Source organism: Oribacterium sp. HCP28S3_H8 (assembly GCF_052064775.1).
Lineage (GTDB): Bacteria > Bacillota > Clostridia > Lachnospirales > Lachnospiraceae > Oribacterium.
On record NZ_JBQHUZ010000004.1, the window covers coordinates 78437 to 94669 of the forward strand.

Below are 16233 nucleotides of genomic sequence, written 5' to 3' on the forward strand. Positions count from 1 at the left end.
AGGAAAGCTCATCACTGCTTATCGTTGCTCGCCTGTGCTGTTGCTGGAACGGCTGCTGCATCGGCGGTCTCTGCAGCTTCTGTCTCCTCTGCCTTAACATGTCTATGTGCTGCAACATGAAGCACAATGTCTGTAAGCGGAGTAAGGATTGTAAATTCCGGATTCTTGGCAATGTCAAGATCACCTACAGTAATGCTGCTCTCAACCGGATACTTTGAAACATCAACCTTGATCTCATCAACAAGATCTCTCGGATAGGTCTCAAACTTCACTTCCTCAATACCTCTTGTCAGGAAGCCCTGTGCCTGATCCTCATGCTCAAGTACGATCGGAGCGGAAGTCTTGATCTTTTCACCCTTGACAAGCTCCTGGAATGTAATGTCAATATACTGATGCGCAAGACCGTTAAAGTTCAGGCTCTTAATCATGGTTCTGTGATCCTCGCCGTCAACCTTCACATTTACCTGGCTGCCAACATGATGATCCTGCATCAGTCTTGCAACATCCTTCTGGCTTAATACAAGAGAGATAGACTCCTTAAGATCTCTGCCGCTGATCGAACCGGTCATCAGACCCTCACGTCTTAACTTCTTGGCCTTTACACTAAGATCTCTTTTCTGTGCCTGTAATGTTTCCATAACTATACCTCTTTCTGCGGATGATTCCGCTGTCAATGTCGTACGTCCTTATGCCTGGGGCGTCGGAAGGAAACATCGTATGCATCCTCGGCAGCAACCCCGTTAAAGATTAATCTGCATCGCGGAATGCAGCCCCAAGGTGAATACGGTATACAGATTAGTTATCTGTATCTTGTATTTTACCCCTGTCGGATAAAAATGATTAACCAAATATTTTTAAATATCTCTTATTTATTTTTGTGAATGTTTCATGCAGCAAATTCACATTCTTTTCACATTTCAGGCAATAGAATTATAGATTCATAATAAAATAATCCAATGATCCGTAATGCTGATCAGCTTTTGTATGGGTCCAAGCACAATGGAAAAAAGCGTATCTGTGGAGAAAAATACATTCACACATAATAACTATTGCTTTTTTCACCGTAAGTCAGTAGAATATGTTTGAAAATAAAAAAAGATCTTCAGGGCGGGGTGTGATTCCCCACTGGCGGTAAAGTCCGCGACCTGCGATAGCAGCCGAACCGGTGCAACTCCGGTACCAACAGTATAGTCTGGATGAAAGAAGAGGTTTTGCTTATATGCTTTGCTTTATGAGTCCCTGGATCCTTTTGGATGCAGGGATTTTTTGCTGGCAGCATTTCGCTAACAGCTGGATACTGACCGGGCAAGACGGAGAGCAGACCCCCTTAGGACGAGATCTTTAAGGAGGACATTTATGAACACAAACATGAAAACAAAAACCGTATCTGTCGATCGGACCGCACAGGGTATCCGCATTATTGCCATGACCGGTATCCTCTCCGCAGCAGCATTTGTGCTGATGCTGTTTGAGCTCCCGGTGCCGATGCTGATGCCGCCGTTTATCAAATTTGATTTTTCCGACCTGCCGGCTCTGATCGGTGCCTTCGCAATGGGTCCGATCTGCGGTGTTGCCATTGAATTTATCAAAAATCTCCTGCATGTCCTGGACTCCGGTAGCTTTGGCGTGGGAGAGCTGTCCAACTTCCTGCTGGGTGCTGTCTTTGTCGGAACCGCCGGCACAGTTTATAAGTTTAAGAAAAACAAGCGTGGCGCGCTCATTGGCTCAATCGTCGGCGCCATTGCCATGGCAGTATTTTCTCTGCCGTCTAACTACTATATCGTTTATCCGGTATATTACAATTTCATGCCGGAGCAGACGATTCTTGCAGCATACCAGGCAATCATCCCTTCCATGCAGAGCATTTTCCAGTCACTTCTGACCTTTAACGTGCCATTTACTTTTGTAAAGGGTATGATTGATGTGGCAATTGCCTTTATGGTATATCCATATCTCTCGCCGGTACTGCATGGCAGGAAATAAATGACAAGCTGCAGCGATGATAAGATTCTAAAATAGAAGATACCTCCCTTTTACTGGATCAGCAGTAAGAGGGAGTATTTTTTATTAAGAGAATTTTTCTATCCGAAATCTCCCGGGTATGGTAGTATTAGCTTTATTTAGGAGAATAAACCACAGGAGTGCTTTTATGGATCGAGTTTTTGACTTTAATGCTGCGTCGGATGGCAGCACAGACATAAAGAATCAGGAAGCTTCGCGTATCACGTATACCACCTTTATCTCGGAGCAGGAAACAGCAGATGCTGCACATCCGTTTCTTGTGCTGAAGGATGAGGGGAAGCATTTTCCCCATCATCTCTATGGCAGCTTTAAAAATCCGCTGAGAGGTACGCAGTTTACTATTGCCACTCCTGCTATAGCCGCAGGCAGCATTTCCGGAACAAGTCCAGAGACAGCTTCCAGCGGTTCTGTAGCTTCCGGGGAAACGATACCCGTCGAGGCAGCTGCATTCGCAGAAAAAGAAACGGATCTGCTTCTTGTAGACCAGCGTTTTGAGGATCTTGTGAGATGGCTCGGCGAGAATCAGGTTTTTGTCCGGCTGACCGGCGCCTCTGCCCCGGATGGAAGCGGATATGGTGTATACAAAATCCGTGCAGTGGACAGCATGGATTATGCGGTGAATCCCTCCCGGGACAGTTTCCTGCAGCTCGTCATCCGACGTCTTTTACAGAGCCGGGCTGAAGAAATGGGAGAGGAGGCGCCAGAGGAGGAACAGGAATCAGAAATTCTCCGGATGACAGACCTGCACGCGATGCTGGATTATCTGAATTGCGCCGGCAGAAGTCTCCCCGCAAACATCCGGTCCTGGGCAAAACGAAATGTTACGCTTATCAAAACCAATACCATCAGTCCGGAAGAGCGGCGTCACGCACAGCGCGCCCTCTCGATGGTGCTGAATGTACAATGGAAGAGCAGCTACTTTGCGTCCATTGATCCGGTAGAAGCGAGAAAGATCCTGGATGAGGAGCTCTATGGTCTGGAACGGGTAAAGCAGCGCATCATGGAAACCATCATTCAGATCAACCGGACCCATACGCTTCCGGCATACGGACTGTTGCTCGCAGGTCCCGCCGGAATCGGAAAATCACAGATTGCATACTCCGTGGCACGGATCCTCAGGCTTCCATGGACCGCGCTGGACATGAGTGCCATTCACGATTCTGAGGCGCTCACCGGAAGTCCGAGAGTCTATGCCAATGCCAAAGCAGGGCGGATCATGGAAGCCTTTTCCGAGGCAGGCTCCTCCAATATCGTCTTTATCATCAATGAGCTTGATAAAGCGGACAGCGCAAGTGTCAACGGAAATCCGGCAGACGCGTTGCTGACGCTGCTGGATAACCTTGGCTACACGGACAATTACATAGAGTGCATGATTCCGACAAGTGGTGTCTATCCGATTGCCACTGCCAATGATAAGTCCCGGATTTCCGCACCGCTGATGAGCCGTTTTGCCGTGATCGACATTCCGGATTATACGCCGGAAGAGAAAAAGGAGATCTTCCTGCATTTCTCTCTGCCAAAAGTGCTGAAGCGCATGAGCATGTCCCCGGAAGAGTGTGTTGTTACACCGGACGCTGCAGATGTGATTATAAAGAAGTACCGGGACACCACAGGAATCCGGGATCTGGAGCAGGTCGCGGAGCATCTTGCGGCAAATGCACTCTACCAGATTGAAACGCGGCATGCCGGGGCAGTGACATTCACAAAGGATACCGTAGCGAAGCTTCTGGATTGCTGAGCATTTTTCAGTCTATGGCCTTGCTGTCTTCTGCCTATAGAAAAGGCAAAAAAACGTATCTGAAAATGGAGCAGGCACCTGAGTACGGTGGTCATGGAAGCTAAATAGAACCCGGAAGGTCATCGCAACAGTAAAATTGATTGTTCTGCCGGATACATCTATGCTATAATTAAAAAGTTATCATTTCAGCAAAGGAGACAGAAACGCATGGGTTTTTTTAATATATTTGGCAAAAGCAAGAAGGAAAAGGAAGCTGAGGAGGCTGCCCTTGAGGAGGAGAAGGTAAAGCGGCATGAGGAGCTCGTGGAAGAGCAGAAAAAGGCGCACGAGGGTTTTCAGTGGCCGGTTATGCCAAGGATCAATCAGATGAATGTCAAGCGCCCGGACAATGACGCTGCAGCACCGGTAGTGATCGAGGATCCGCTTACCGAGGAGGAAAAGACCCGGGTTGGAAATCTGATCTATGAACCGGAGCTTAAGCCATCTGATCTTAAGAAGCTTAACCTGCAGGAGCTTCTGTTCCTGGAGGCGGCAATTAATCTTGCCCAGGCACAGGCAAAGCTTCAGAATTTTGAGGAGAACCGCCAGGCAATCCATACAGAGTTTTTAAATACCATCCGGCGGTCCGAAAATTACTATCTGCTTTATGACAATCGCACAGGCTATCCACTGATTGATAATGAGTTTGTTCAGCTGTATCTTGACGAGGAGCATGCCAAAAAGGGTGCCGCACTCTATCAGCAGCAATACCGGGCGATCCGGATTATGCAGTTTCCGGGGATGTTTGCACCGCAGGATCCGGAGAAGCCGCAGGCACTTGGACTTTTTGATGTGCTGTACTTCCTCGGGGATGAAAATATCATCGTAGATAATGGCTATTACAAGGGATTTCTGAAGCGTTCGGAGATTTCCGCACCTTTCTATATCAATAAGGATCCCAAGACCATCCCGCCTCATAATCCGGCACTGGTTTTTGCCATTAACGATTATCTTTGCGAATTTAAATGGCCGGTAAATTATCCGACACGGCAGGAACTTCTCAAAAAGCGCTTTGACCGGATCCTTGCATTTATGTCCAAGGCGGTCTTCCTGGTACCAGCCAAGGTAGAGGAGGTAACTCCGGATGCCACTGCAAATGGTGATACTTCCGGAAACGCCGGTGCAGCCATGACTGGCAGCACTGCTGCAGAGGGAACTGCCGCGCAGGCTCCAAGAAAAAGTGTCGAGGTTCCTGGATTGAATGTTGGCGGTAAGCGTTTTCTACCCGTGTTTACAGATGTGTTTGAGTTCATCAAGGCTTTTAAGGATACGGAATTCCGTCCCAACAGTCTGAACTATCAAAATGTGCTCGCTATGGCAGCAAAGTATGATGGTTTTATCATTAACCCCAAGGGTCAGGGACTGGTAATGCAGCGCCAGGAGCAGCCGGCTGCTGCTCCGTCTGAGACAGGCACCACGGAAACAGTAGCGTCACGTCCACACCTGGTTAAGGATGCCACATCCGAAAGCGGAAATGAGAGCGGAGATCCGGAGAAATGATTTTTTAAGATCTCTATCATTTTGGATAAATATTTTAAATACTGTCTATTAAATATTTTTAGCAGATTAAAATCGGTATTACTTTATAAATATTTAATAATCATGCTATAATAATGCCGCAGTAAATATGATGTCCTTCATACAACTGCGCAAAACGCCTCCCATGCCGGTGCTTGACGGTACAGGAGGCATTTTTGTTTCAGATTCAAAGATTTAATATTACAGAATTTTACATTGATTCATTTTATGGTTACGAGATACGATACCGGATTTCTCTGTGAAATGGATGCTCCGGATCGGTGATCTGCATCCGCTCCGGGAGGAGATTACCAACATCCGGGATGTCCTGCGCTTCCAATGCGATATAAGACGAGGGCACATCGAGATACCCACCGGTATAAAGCACCAGCGCCGGTGCGTCCGTCATCATAATCATTTTGTGCCCGGAGACCGGATCCAGCAAGGTACAGGCTTTTTTCAGAGCATCCTCACGCTTTACGCCTCGTACCCTACGATTAAGATTTGCCCGCGTCAGGATATAAGCATTGTTATAGCCCCTGCCAATCAGAAACTGCCGGTCCGTAATATCATCCCTCAGGATTTCAGAATGCAGCATATGGGCAATGACTGCCGGCGTACGGAAATCAAATGCCGTGCCGGATACCGGTATGATGTCTCTCGGCAGACTTTGATCATCATTCAACACTACATTATTGGCGGAAATCTCGAGCTCCTGCCTGAGTCCGGAGCCTTGACATGGATCAGCCTGATATTCCTTAGACCCATCCGCCACCTGGTTTTGCAGGATCTCCGGAACTGTCAGATTCCAGTAGGTATGATTGGACATATTGATATAGGTCGCTTGATCAGACTCCGCATGATATTTCACCCGGATCCAGCCCGTATCCTCCACAGAATATTCCACCCGGTACTTCCGATTGCCCGGATATCCGTCCACGCCATCCGCCTGCTCTGCCGTGAAGGTAATCCGTACAGAATCCGGCGCCTGCTCCTGAGACTCGACCTCCCAGTCCTCATGCGCAAGATTATGCGGACCTCCGTGCAGTTGATTCTGACCCTCATTGGGCATCAGCGTATAACAATGTCCTTCTATATTGAGAGCGCTTCTGCTGATCCTGCCGGCATTGGGGGCAAGCGTCCTCCCGGCATAGGATCCGGAACGCAAAAGCGCAGCTTCATCTGCTTCCTTTAGCACGATCGAATGTCTAAGCTCAGAACGGTCTGCACTTGCCGGACAATATCGACCTACCGCATGATCTGTAAACGGAAGCGCAATGTCCTCAATAGCAGCTCCATACGTTCCAAGCGTCACTTGCATGCCAGAACTGGTAAATATTCTGAAGTATTCTCTGCTTTTTATCGTATGATCTTTCACAATTTCTATATTCATGGCATTTTTCTCCATTTATTTGTACATTTTACAGTATATTTAAAAACTGCCGAAAAAGAAATTATCATGGTAATGAGAGCAAGATTTGAAAATGCATCGGCAAATGAAGGCAATGATTTTGCAGAAAAACTAACTTACAATAAAGTCAGTTAAAAAAATACGTATTCTACAGATGAAAGGAGCATGGCATGGAACATGTCCTGGAATTTCAGCATATTTCAAAATACTTTCCCGGAGTGAAGGCGCTGGATGACATTTCATTCAAGGCATACTCCGGTGAGGTTCTGGCATTTCTCGGGGAGAACGGCGCAGGTAAATCCACTTTGCTAAAAACGCTTAACGGCGATTATCAGCCGACTTCCGGAAAGTATCTCCTGGATGGAGCAGAGAAGCATTTCAAATCTCCGCACGAAGCCATCGAGGAAGGTATTTCGATCATCTATCAGGAGCGGCAGATCCTGCTTGAGCTCTCTGTCGCGGAAAATATCTATCTCGGCAGGATGCCCGTTGGGAAATTCGGCATGATCGATACTGCTAAAGCCAACCGCATGGCAGAAAAAATCATCGAGGATTTCGGTCTCCCAATCCGGCCGGATACAAAGGTCAAGGATCTCAGTATCGCCTACCAGCAGATGGTCGAGATCATGAAAGCGTATTCGCGGGAGAATCTCAAGGTCATTGCCTTTGATGAACCCACAGCATCCCTCTCCGATTCTGAAATCGAGTCATTATTTAAAATTATCCGTAAGCTTAAGGCAGAAGACAAGATCATCATCTATGTCTCACACCGGATGGAAGAAATTGAGGAAATCACGGATAAGGTGGCAATTTTTAAGGATGGTCACTATGTCGATACGGTTAAGACCGGTGAATGTCCTCAGTCCGAGATGATCCGCATGATGGTAGGCAGGGATCTCGGCGACATTTACAACAATCTGGACCGGAATAAAGAAATCGGTGAGGTTCTGCTTGAAGTAAAAAATGTTTCCTCGGATTATGTAAAGCCCAATTCCTTTTCTCTCCGTAAAGGTGAGGTGCTCGGATTTTCCGGACTGGTCGGAGCAGGACGTACCGAGCTTATGCGGGCGATCATCGGTGCTGACCGGATGAAAAGCGGTGAGGTGATTCTTGAAGGCAGGAAGCTGAATATTCATTCGCCTCATGATGCAATGGATGAGGGTATTGTACTGGTGCCGGAGGACCGGAAGCTGCAGGGCATCATTGCAAACCTTTCCGTAGCAGATAATATCAATATCTCCATGCTGGACAAGCACTCCAACAAGCTCGGATTTATAAATACCGCGGAGGAGCGGGAAGCCGCTCAAGAGGGTATCCGTAATTTCCGTGTCAAAACCCCGTCACCGGATAAAAAAATTGTTGAGTTGTCCGGCGGAAACCAGCAGAAGGTGATTGTCGCCAGATGGCTTGGAACAAATCCTAAAGTGCTGATTCTGGACGAACCGACAAAGGGTATTGATGTCGGCGCGAAATCCGAATTTTACAACATGATCTGTCGCTTTGCAAAGCAGGGACTTGGCGTCATACTGATTTCCTCCGAGCTTCCGGAGGTCATCGGCTTATCCGACCGGATTATCGTTATGAAAGGCAGGCAGATCGCCGGAGAGGTTTCAAGAGAGGAAGCAACTGAGACAAATCTTCTGAGTCTCGCTATGATCGGGAGGGTTGAAAAATGAAAAAACTGAAAATTTCCGGCGATAAGCTGGTCCTCATTGCAGCAATCATCGTCGTATTTATCCTTTTTACATTGCTGAACCGTAACTTTTTATCCATTACCAATGTCATCAACATTTTGATTGCCGCTTCCCTCGTCGGTCTCGTGGCAATCGGACATACCTACCTGATCATCGCAGGGCAGAACGATCTGTCCCCGGGATCTCTTGCCGCTTTTTCAGGTGTGCTTGCCGCGACGCTTGTAAGCATGGGACTTCCCTTCTTACTTGCCTGCATCATCACGATTGCCGCAGGTATGGTTGTTGGTGTGTTGAATGCTTTTATGGTCAATAAGATCCATCTGGAAGCTTTTATTGCAACCCTCGTAACGCAGTCTGTAATCCGCGGATTTGCCTACATCATCTGCGGTGGAAAACCCATTGCGATTTCCAACAAATCCTATCTTTTACTGGGTAAGCTCCGGATCCTCAATATCCCTGTTTCCGTATGGATCATGATCCTGTGCATTGTTGTCTTTGGTATTGTACTATCCAAGACCAAATTCGGTCGTTCCATCTATGCGATCGGCGGTTCACAGGAAGCCGCAAGACTTGCAGGCTTAAATCCGCAACGGATCATTACTACATCATTTATCATGATGGGTGCACTCTGCGCCATCGGCGGCATCATCTTCTCGGCACGTATGAACTCCGGACAGCCGGCAGCCAATGTCAACCTTGAGTTTGATGCCATCACTGCTGTTATCCTTGGTGGTGTATCCTTCCAGGGTGGTGTCGGAGACATGGGAGGCACAATTCTAGGTATTATCCTGATTCAGGCATTTAATACAGGACTCACCATGGTAAATGTACCATCCTTCTGGCAGTATGTAGCCAAAGGCGGACTGCTTCTCTTTGCACTGACAACCGACTATATCCGTAAGCAGAGGAGAGAGAAGGAGCTGCTGGAACTCTCCATGAAGAACCTTTAAACAGCAGAAATTCTGAAGCAGCAATTTTGAATCCGCAGATCAAGAGCAGGTAAAATTAAATTAAAAATTCAGGAGAGGAAAATCCGTCAAATCGATAACTCTAATCCGAACAATCTAAACCAACTGAACTATTATTATTGCGCCAAGCGCAGAGGAGGAAATACATGAAAAAGTCTAATCTCAGAAAAATGGCAGCTCTCGGTATGGCAATTGCTATGACCGGATCTCTGGCGGCATGCTCCGTTGAGGGAGGATCCGCTTCCGCTACAACCGCAGCAGCTGCGGCAACAACAGCGGCAGAGACGAAAGCAGCCGACGCCGGCAGTAGTGCAGCAGCAGATACAACCGAGGCTGCAAAACCGGCTGGAGACAGTGGCAAGGCCGGCGTTGTATATGGCATTTACAAGGCCGGTGACCAGACCTGGTTTATTGATGAGGGCGCAGCAGCCCAGGCAGCAGTAGAAGCGCAGGGCGACACCTTCACCTATGTGGATGCCAAAATGAATCCGGAGGAATATTTAAAGGCGATTGATAACGCAATCGCAAACAATGCGAAAGGTATTGTTACCTGTATTCCTGACCAGACCATGTCGCAGGCAGCAGTGGACAAAGCAAAGGGTGCCGGAATCCCGATCGTCGCAGCAGATGATGCTCTGCAGGATGCAGATGGCAAGAAGCTAGCACCTTGGGTAGGTATTGATGCTTATGTGATCGGTCAGGCAAATGGCGGATGGCTCGCAAAATATGCCAAGGATAATGATCTTATTGGCAAGGATGATGTGGCACTTCTGATCCTTACGATGGATACCGTATCTTCCTGCGTACCAAGAGCCGAAGGCGAAATTGATCAGTTCACAAAAGACTGCCCGGATTTTGATCAGTCCAAGATCTATAAGGCAGATTACGATGGAACAACCGATAAGGGCAACACCGCTGCATCTTCTGTCATCACAGCGCATCCGGAAGTTAAAAAATGGCTTGTAACCGGTGCCAACGAGGAAGGAACTATTGGTGCCTGCCGTGCACTGGAGTCCGCAGGTCTTGATAAGGATGCCTGCGTTGTAGGACTTGGTGCATATATGGCAAAGGATGAGTGGAACAACAAGGGCGCTGACGGTACCTGCATGAAGGCTGCTGCATACTTCTCATCCCAGTCTGTCGGTGAAGGCTCTGTAAAAGTTCTGTATCAGCTCATTAACGGTGAAACCCCGGATATGGAAACCGCAGTACCTGCAGTTATCGTAACTCCGGATAACTATAAGGATACCATGGGTAAGGATGCGGAATAAACTGTTAAACCTGTAACTCCAAAAAATATATGGACCAATCCCGGTCCGAAAAAGCAATCAGGGAGGCACGGTCCTTAGGACCGTGCCTCCCTGATTGTCGATCGTGTGCACATATCCTCACGCTTCTGGCTTTCATGTTCTAAAAAACAATGAATCTTCATTGTACATCCACACTTGTGCGATACTGGGAGGGTGTCTGCCCTGTCACCTTTTTAAACGTCGTACAGAAGCTGGATTCGGAGGTAAAGCCGCAGCTGAAGCAGATATCCTTAATGCTCATTTTTCCGGACTGCAGGAAATATTTAGCAGCGTTGACTCTTGCTTCAATCACATATTCGTGCGGGGTAAATCCGGTTTCTTTTTTAAAAAGCCGGCTGAAATAAAAGGGGCTGAGCGCAGCCTGTTCTGCAAGCTGTCCCAGCGCAAGCTCATCCCTGATGTGCTCTGTGATATATGCAATGGTATCATCAATGACCCCTCGGGAGCCCTGCTCCGCAGCATCCTGATTCCGGGCAAGCAGAAGCTCTGTCATGAGATTGACAAGATAGTTGTTAAATAACGCCTCCCGGATGGAAAGCGAATCCCGGAAGCTTACATATATTTTATGGAGATACTTCTCAAAACGATATGTATCCTTAAGCGTAATCACAGGACCGGCATCATTCACGATTGCATTGTAATATCCTCTGGCCTGCCTGCCGTCATAGTGGATCCACTCTGCCTCCCATCCGGTGTCCGTACCATACGCATGAGGACGATAGCAGTCGATCAGGACAACATTCCCCTCATACGCATGATAGGTCCTGCCGTCAAGCTCGACCGTACAGGATCCCTTACGGATATACATGATGAGAAAGCTGTCAAAGGACTGGCGGCGGATCCAGTAGCCGGGCAGATAACGGAAATAACCGATAATCATAGGATATAAAAGCAGTCCCTTTGCCATAGCTCCGGGTGTATACACATAAAAATCCGAACCCTCACGTATGTATTTTTCAGTGGAAAGCATAGAGGCTCCTTTCCGCTTCTTTAAAGCAAGTTTTTAAAATTAAACCGCAAAAGTGCTTAATGAATTAAGTGTTATTACAGGATATATTATAAGCAAGAAATAAAAATAAGTAAATCTATCTGATTTCATTTGGAATAGGAGGCAGTCATGTCAGTCGTAAAAATCTGGGAGGAAGAGGTCAAGATCCCGACCTATGGCATCGGTGAACCAGACAAGAATCCGATGTTCCTGGAAAAGAGGGTTTATCAGGGAAGCTCCGGCAGAATCTACCCGTATCCGACCATTGAAAAAATATATGATCAAAAGGAAGACAAGGTCTATCACGCGGTCTGGCTGGAAAATGAATACCTCAAGGTGATGATTCTCCCCGAGCTTGGCGGCAGGATCCAGCGTGCCTATGACAAGACCAACGGCTATGACTTTGTATACTATAATCATGTGATTAAGCCAGCGCTGGTAGGTCTTTTAGGACCGTGGATCAGTGGAGGTATAGAATTCAACTGGCCGCAGCATCACCGCCCGACAACATTTGCACCGGTGGACTATATGCTGATCGAAAATGCAGACGGATCCAAAACCTGCCGGATTTCCGATACGGATCAGATGTACGGAACCCGCGGCGAGGCAAGCTTCACACTCTATCCGGGTAAGGCATATATCGAGATCAAGGGGCAGCTTTACAACCGTACCAGCACGCCGCAGACCTTCCTCTGGTGGGCAAATCCTGCCGTTCCGGTCAATGACTACACACAGTCTATCTTCCCGCCGGATGTACATGCCGTTATGGATCATGGAAAGCGCGATGTTTCCCGGTTCCCGATTGCAACCGGTGTCTATTACAAGCATGACTATAGTGCCGGCGTAGATATTTCCCGTTATAAAAATATCCCGGTTCCAACCTCATATATGGCGGAAAAGTCGGATTTCAACTTTGTCGGCGGATACGATTACAAGGTTGGGGCAGGACTTCTGCATGTTGCGGATCATCATATCTCTCCAGGTAAAAAGCAGTGGACCTGGGGCTGCGGTGATTTCGGTAAGGCCTGGGACAGAAATCTCACCGATCATGACGGACCCTATATTGAACTGATGTGCGGCGTATTTACCGATAATCAGCCGGATTTCACATGGCTTAAACCGATGGAGGAAAAAACCTTCACCCAGTATTTCATGCCGTACAAGGCTGTCGGTCAGATCAAAAATGCGTCCAAGGATGCCGCGATCAATCTGGAGGTTACGGACGATGGCATTCACATGATTGCCTATGGCACGCAGGATTATCCGGAAGCTGAATTCCGGCTGAGCTTAGATGGCGAAATTCTACTGGATGAAACAGCACATCTGAGTCCTGTGAATATTTATGAAAAGACGCTGAACACCAGGGTTGAGGATGAGACAAAGCTTACATTTACCGTACTTGCCAATGGCAGAGAGCTTGTAAGCTATACACCGCTCAAAAAGGAAATTCCGGATCTTCCGCATCCTGCAGAGGCAGCAAAGGATCCTGCCGAGATCATGACCAATGAGGAGCTGTATCTCACAGGTCTCCATATCGAGCAGTACCGGCACGCAACCTATCGTCCGGACCCGTACTACCTTGAGGGCCTTAAGAGAGATCCGGGAGACATCCGGATTAACAACGCCTACGGTTCTCTGAAGATGCGTCGAGGAGAGTTTACGGAAGCAGAAAAGTATTTCCGCACAGCGATCCGCAGGGCAACCTGGAAAAATCCTAATCCGTATAATTCCGAGCCGTATTACAACCTTGGGCTATCGCTTTTATATCAGGGGCGGGACGATGAAGCCTTTGATGCATTTTATAAAGCAAGCTGGTCCAATGAGCAGCAGGAGATGAGCTTCTATTATCTCGCGGCGATTGAGGCAAAACGTGGGAATTTTGAGAGCGCTTTGGAGCTTGTGGACAAAGGTCTCGTAAAAAATGCGCATAATGTTAAGGCAAGAGGACTCAGAACGTATATCCTCAGGAAGCTTGGCAGAACAGATACGGCTCTCCAAAGCATTTCCGAGAACCTTGTTGTAGATCCTTTTGATTATGTGTCACGCCTTGAGCAGGCATATCTGGATCCTGAGCATGCAGACACTCTTAGAGCAGAAGTCGTAAAGCTTGCCCGGAACTACCATGAAAACTTCCTGACCATTGCCCGGGACTATATCGAGTTCGGTGCGTATGCGGAAGCAATCGAGGAGCTGTCTCTCTGCACGGAAGACTGGGCTATGCTGGATTACTACAAGGCATACGCGGCTGACTTACGTGGAGATCAGGAAACCGCCACCGCACTTTATGCCAAGGCTTCGACAGACTCCACGGACTGGGTATTTCCCAACAAGCTTGAGGATATCCTTGTCCTTCAACGTGCCGTCAAACGGAATCCGAAGGATGGCAATGCCTGGTATTATCTTGGCAACCTGTACTATGACAAAACCGTATATGACACTGCCATCCGCGACTGGGAAAAGGCGTCGGAGCTCCGCCCGGACTTCCCGATTGTATGGCGAAATCTGTCCATTGCCTATTACAACAAGGAACAGGATCCTGCCCGCGCCAAATCCGCAATGGACCATGCCTATACTTTAAATCCTGAGGATCCCCGGATCTTCCTGGAGTATGACCAGCTTTTAAAGAAGCTTGATGTCCCGGCAGCAGAGCGTCTTAAAAACTATGATGCGAATGCTTCCGTCTTCACAAAGCGCGATGACCTCATGGTGGAGTATGTAACACTGTTAAATCTCACCGGGCAGTACCAGAAAGCGTATGATTTCATGATGGCAAACCGCTTCCATCCGTGGGAGGGTGGTGAAGGCAAGGTAACCACGCAGTATGAATATGCACTTGTCGGACTGGCTTTACAGGAAATGCGTAACGGAAACTGGCCGGAAGCAAAGGAACTGCTCACAAAAGCTCTCCGTTACCCGGATAACCTGGGAGAGGGCAAGCTGGAAGGCACCAAGGACAATCACATTCACTATTATCTTGGAATATGTGAGCAGAAGCTCGGAAACATTGATGCCGCGAAACAGCATTTTGTAACAGCGACCTTCGGCACGGATGAACCGGCAGGAATGATGTACTACAATGATCAGCCTGCGGATATGATTCTGTTTGAAGGTCTTGCCAAGCAGCAGCTTGGAGAGGAGATTCCGGGAAAATCGCGTTTCAACAAGCTCATTGACTATGGCGAGCGTCATATGAAGGATGATGTCCGAATTGGATATTTTGCTGTATCGCTTCCGGATTTCCAGATTTTTGAGGAGGACTGGAACCGCCGAAATAAGGCCCACTGCTATTATCTGATTGGGCTTGGAAATCTTGGATACGGTAAGGATCAGCTTGCCGCAGAAGCCTTCCGGAAATGCATTTCCTATGAGCCGACACATTGGAATGCCATCCGGTATCTCGATATGGCGGAAAAAGGGATGTTGCAATGATCCGTTGATAACGCAGAGTCATCCGATTGCCACAACTTTGTGGCTTTCGGATGACTTTTTTCTTGATACAAATTTATGTTTAATCAAATGCGCTGAAAACTATGCCACAGCCTCCAAGCAGCGCAAAGACAATACATGCAATGATCAGGAAGCAGAAGTAAGATCTGGCAAAATTCCGGAGATTGACATTTTTAGCTCCTCCAAAGGAAAAGAAGATGAGCGCAATCAAACCAATGCACGGGATTGAAAAAAGAATTTCATATGCAAAATATCCCCACATCGTGATGGGCTGATACTCTGGCGGAATATTGGGATTGAAATCCGGCAGTGGAGACTGGGATACGTTTCCCGGTTTATTTTGCTGCTCATGGTAATAAGTATTGAAATTATCCTGATGCTGTGCAAAGTTCTGTGTTCCCTGTTCCGGACTTTGTCCTTTGAATTGACCGTACACCTGCTGTGCTGCCGATGAATCTGCATTTCCCATGGACGGATTGGTCTTGCTCTCTGCGGTTTGCGCAGAAGTCCGCGCAGCCGTCTGTTGTACAGTTTGTTCGGTTTCCGAGTTACCCGTGTGTGATGCATGTACATCCTGTGATCCGGGAACCTGAGAAGCAGCCACTATTTTGGCGCCGCAATTGGCACAGAAAACTGCATCCTCCGGATTTTCATATCCACACTTTAAACATTTCATAAAAATCTCCATTCCGCCGCACTGAAACTAGCAGTACGCATAGTGATGAAAAAAGAAGATGAGTGTCTTACAGACAGACTTTCTTCATTGACATCTGTAGTAACGGCTGTAAAATTCATCTGGTACATGGCAATTTTAACATATATTAAACTCAGAAGATACTGCAAAACTACGATAGGCTTGAACTTCCGATCAATGACAAAGTAGAGGCAATTCCAGTCAAAAAGTATCTGACCGTATTTGACCGGCGTCTGGTTCCACCCAGAAGTGATAATAACTATCCTCAAAAATTAAAGAGGACAATGTTTTACCATACAGAAAATGTATTGCAGAAATATCCATTTCATGTGATTGGTCCCAGCTTTTTTATTGTAAGAAGTAAAATCACCGAAAATGGCGCAAGATACACTTACCAGAAAGTA

At 47.4% G+C, this 16233-nt stretch carries 11 protein-coding genes and 1 riboswitch; of the genes, 7 read left to right on the forward strand and 4 right to left on the reverse strand.

The annotated features are described in order from the left end of the window. Window positions 1-11 precede the first annotated feature (11 nt). Window positions 12-638, reverse strand: coding sequence for a 50S ribosomal protein L25 (locus ACTNEN_RS06075; RefSeq protein ID WP_441205153.1), 627 nt, complete (start codon window positions 636-638; stop codon window positions 12-14). Between the two features lie 456 nt (window positions 639-1094). After that, a riboswitch (FMN riboswitch) is annotated at window positions 1095-1212 on the forward strand. 156 nt (window positions 1213-1368) lie between these two features. Between ACTNEN_RS06075 and ACTNEN_RS06080 the strand changes: the two genes are divergently transcribed. The 3 genes from ACTNEN_RS06080 to ACTNEN_RS06090 all read left to right on the forward strand — a co-directional run bounded on the left by ACTNEN_RS06080 (window position 1369) and on the right by ACTNEN_RS06090 (window position 5299). Further along, window positions 1369-1983, forward strand: coding sequence for an ECF transporter S component (locus tag ACTNEN_RS06080; protein WP_441205434.1), 615 nt, complete (start codon window positions 1369-1371; stop codon window positions 1981-1983). Window positions 1984-2149: 166 nt separating this feature from the next. Continuing rightward, complete coding sequence (locus ACTNEN_RS06085) at window positions 2150-3760, forward strand: AAA family ATPase (RefSeq protein ID WP_441205154.1); 1611 nt, start codon at window positions 2150-2152, stop codon at window positions 3758-3760. A gap of 207 nt (window positions 3761-3967) precedes the next feature. Then, complete coding sequence (locus tag ACTNEN_RS06090; RefSeq protein ID WP_441205155.1) at window positions 3968-5299, forward strand: SseB family protein; 1332 nt, start codon at window positions 3968-3970, stop codon at window positions 5297-5299. A 250-nt stretch (window positions 5300-5549) separates the two neighbouring features. Here the strand turns inward: ACTNEN_RS06090 and ACTNEN_RS06095 are convergent, their stop codons facing one another. Beyond that, on the reverse strand, window positions 5550-6710 hold the full coding sequence (locus ACTNEN_RS06095) for an aldose epimerase family protein (protein WP_441205156.1): 1161 nt from the start codon (window positions 6708-6710) through the stop codon (window positions 5550-5552). A gap of 188 nt (window positions 6711-6898) precedes the next feature. Between ACTNEN_RS06095 and ACTNEN_RS06100 the strand changes: the two genes are divergently transcribed. The 3 genes from ACTNEN_RS06100 (at window position 6899) to ACTNEN_RS06110 (ending at window position 10661) form a co-directional block, all read left to right on the forward strand. After that, a complete protein-coding gene (locus tag ACTNEN_RS06100) occupies window positions 6899-8404 on the forward strand; it encodes a sugar ABC transporter ATP-binding protein (RefSeq protein WP_441205157.1) in 1506 nt (501 codons plus the stop codon). Next, window positions 8401-9372: an ABC transporter permease gene (locus tag ACTNEN_RS06105; protein WP_441205158.1), complete on the forward strand. Its 972-nt coding sequence runs from the start codon at window positions 8401-8403 to the stop codon at window positions 9370-9372. Before ACTNEN_RS06100 ends, ACTNEN_RS06105 begins: the two co-directional genes overlap by 4 nt. A gap of 164 nt (window positions 9373-9536) precedes the next feature. Beyond that, the gene (locus ACTNEN_RS06110) at window positions 9537-10661 is read left to right on the forward strand and encodes a substrate-binding domain-containing protein (protein ID WP_441205159.1); all 1125 of its coding nucleotides are present in this window, start codon (window positions 9537-9539) and stop codon (window positions 10659-10661) included. A gap of 157 nt (window positions 10662-10818) precedes the next feature. Here the strand turns inward: ACTNEN_RS06110 and ACTNEN_RS06115 are convergent, their stop codons facing one another. Further along, window positions 10819-11670, reverse strand: a complete 852-nt coding sequence (locus tag ACTNEN_RS06115; RefSeq protein ID WP_441205160.1) for an AraC family transcriptional regulator — start codon at window positions 11668-11670, stop codon at window positions 10819-10821. Between the two features lie 147 nt (window positions 11671-11817). Here ACTNEN_RS06115 and ACTNEN_RS06120 point away from each other — a divergent pair, with 147 nt between their 5' ends. Then, complete coding sequence (locus ACTNEN_RS06120) at window positions 11818-15117, forward strand: DUF5107 domain-containing protein (RefSeq protein ID WP_441205161.1); 3300 nt, start codon at window positions 11818-11820, stop codon at window positions 15115-15117. 79 nt (window positions 15118-15196) lie between these two features. Here the strand turns inward: ACTNEN_RS06120 and ACTNEN_RS06125 are convergent, their stop codons facing one another. Beyond that, window positions 15197-15811 carry a zinc-ribbon domain-containing protein gene (locus ACTNEN_RS06125; protein WP_441205162.1) on the reverse strand — a complete coding sequence of 205 codons (615 nt, stop codon included), beginning with the start codon at window positions 15809-15811 and terminating at the stop codon, window positions 15197-15199. Window positions 15812-16233 lie beyond the last annotated feature (422 nt).

Excerpts from the sequence above, each read along its gene's own strand:
- ACTNEN_RS06090 (WP_441205155.1), top strand. The coding sequence starts at position 3,968 with ATGGGTTTTTTTAATATATTTGGCAAAAGCAAGAAGGAAAAGGAAGCT.
- ACTNEN_RS06105 (WP_441205158.1), top strand. The coding sequence starts at position 8,401 with ATGAAAAAACTGAAAATTTCCGGCGATAAGCTGGTCCTCATTGCAGCA.
- ACTNEN_RS06075 (WP_441205153.1), bottom strand. The coding sequence starts at position 638 with ATGGAAACATTACAGGCACAGAAAAGAGATCTTAGTGTAAAGGCCAAG.
- ACTNEN_RS06110 (WP_441205159.1), top strand. The coding sequence starts at position 9,537 with ATGAAAAAGTCTAATCTCAGAAAAATGGCAGCTCTCGGTATGGCAATT.
- ACTNEN_RS06080 (WP_441205434.1), top strand. The coding sequence starts at position 1,369 with ATGAAAACAAAAACCGTATCTGTCGATCGGACCGCACAGGGTATCCGC.
- ACTNEN_RS06120 (WP_441205161.1), top strand. The coding sequence starts at position 11,818 with ATGTCAGTCGTAAAAATCTGGGAGGAAGAGGTCAAGATCCCGACCTAT.
- ACTNEN_RS06100 (WP_441205157.1), top strand. The coding sequence starts at position 6,899 with ATGGAACATGTCCTGGAATTTCAGCATATTTCAAAATACTTTCCCGGA.
- ACTNEN_RS06115 (WP_441205160.1), bottom strand. The coding sequence starts at position 11,670 with ATGCTTTCCACTGAAAAATACATACGTGAGGGTTCGGATTTTTATGTG.
- ACTNEN_RS06095 (WP_441205156.1), bottom strand. The coding sequence starts at position 6,710 with ATGAATATAGAAATTGTGAAAGATCATACGATAAAAAGCAGAGAATAC.
- ACTNEN_RS06085 (WP_441205154.1), top strand. The coding sequence starts at position 2,150 with ATGGATCGAGTTTTTGACTTTAATGCTGCGTCGGATGGCAGCACAGAC.
- ACTNEN_RS06125 (WP_441205162.1), bottom strand. The coding sequence starts at position 15,811 with ATGAAATGTTTAAAGTGTGGATATGAAAATCCGGAGGATGCAGTTTTC.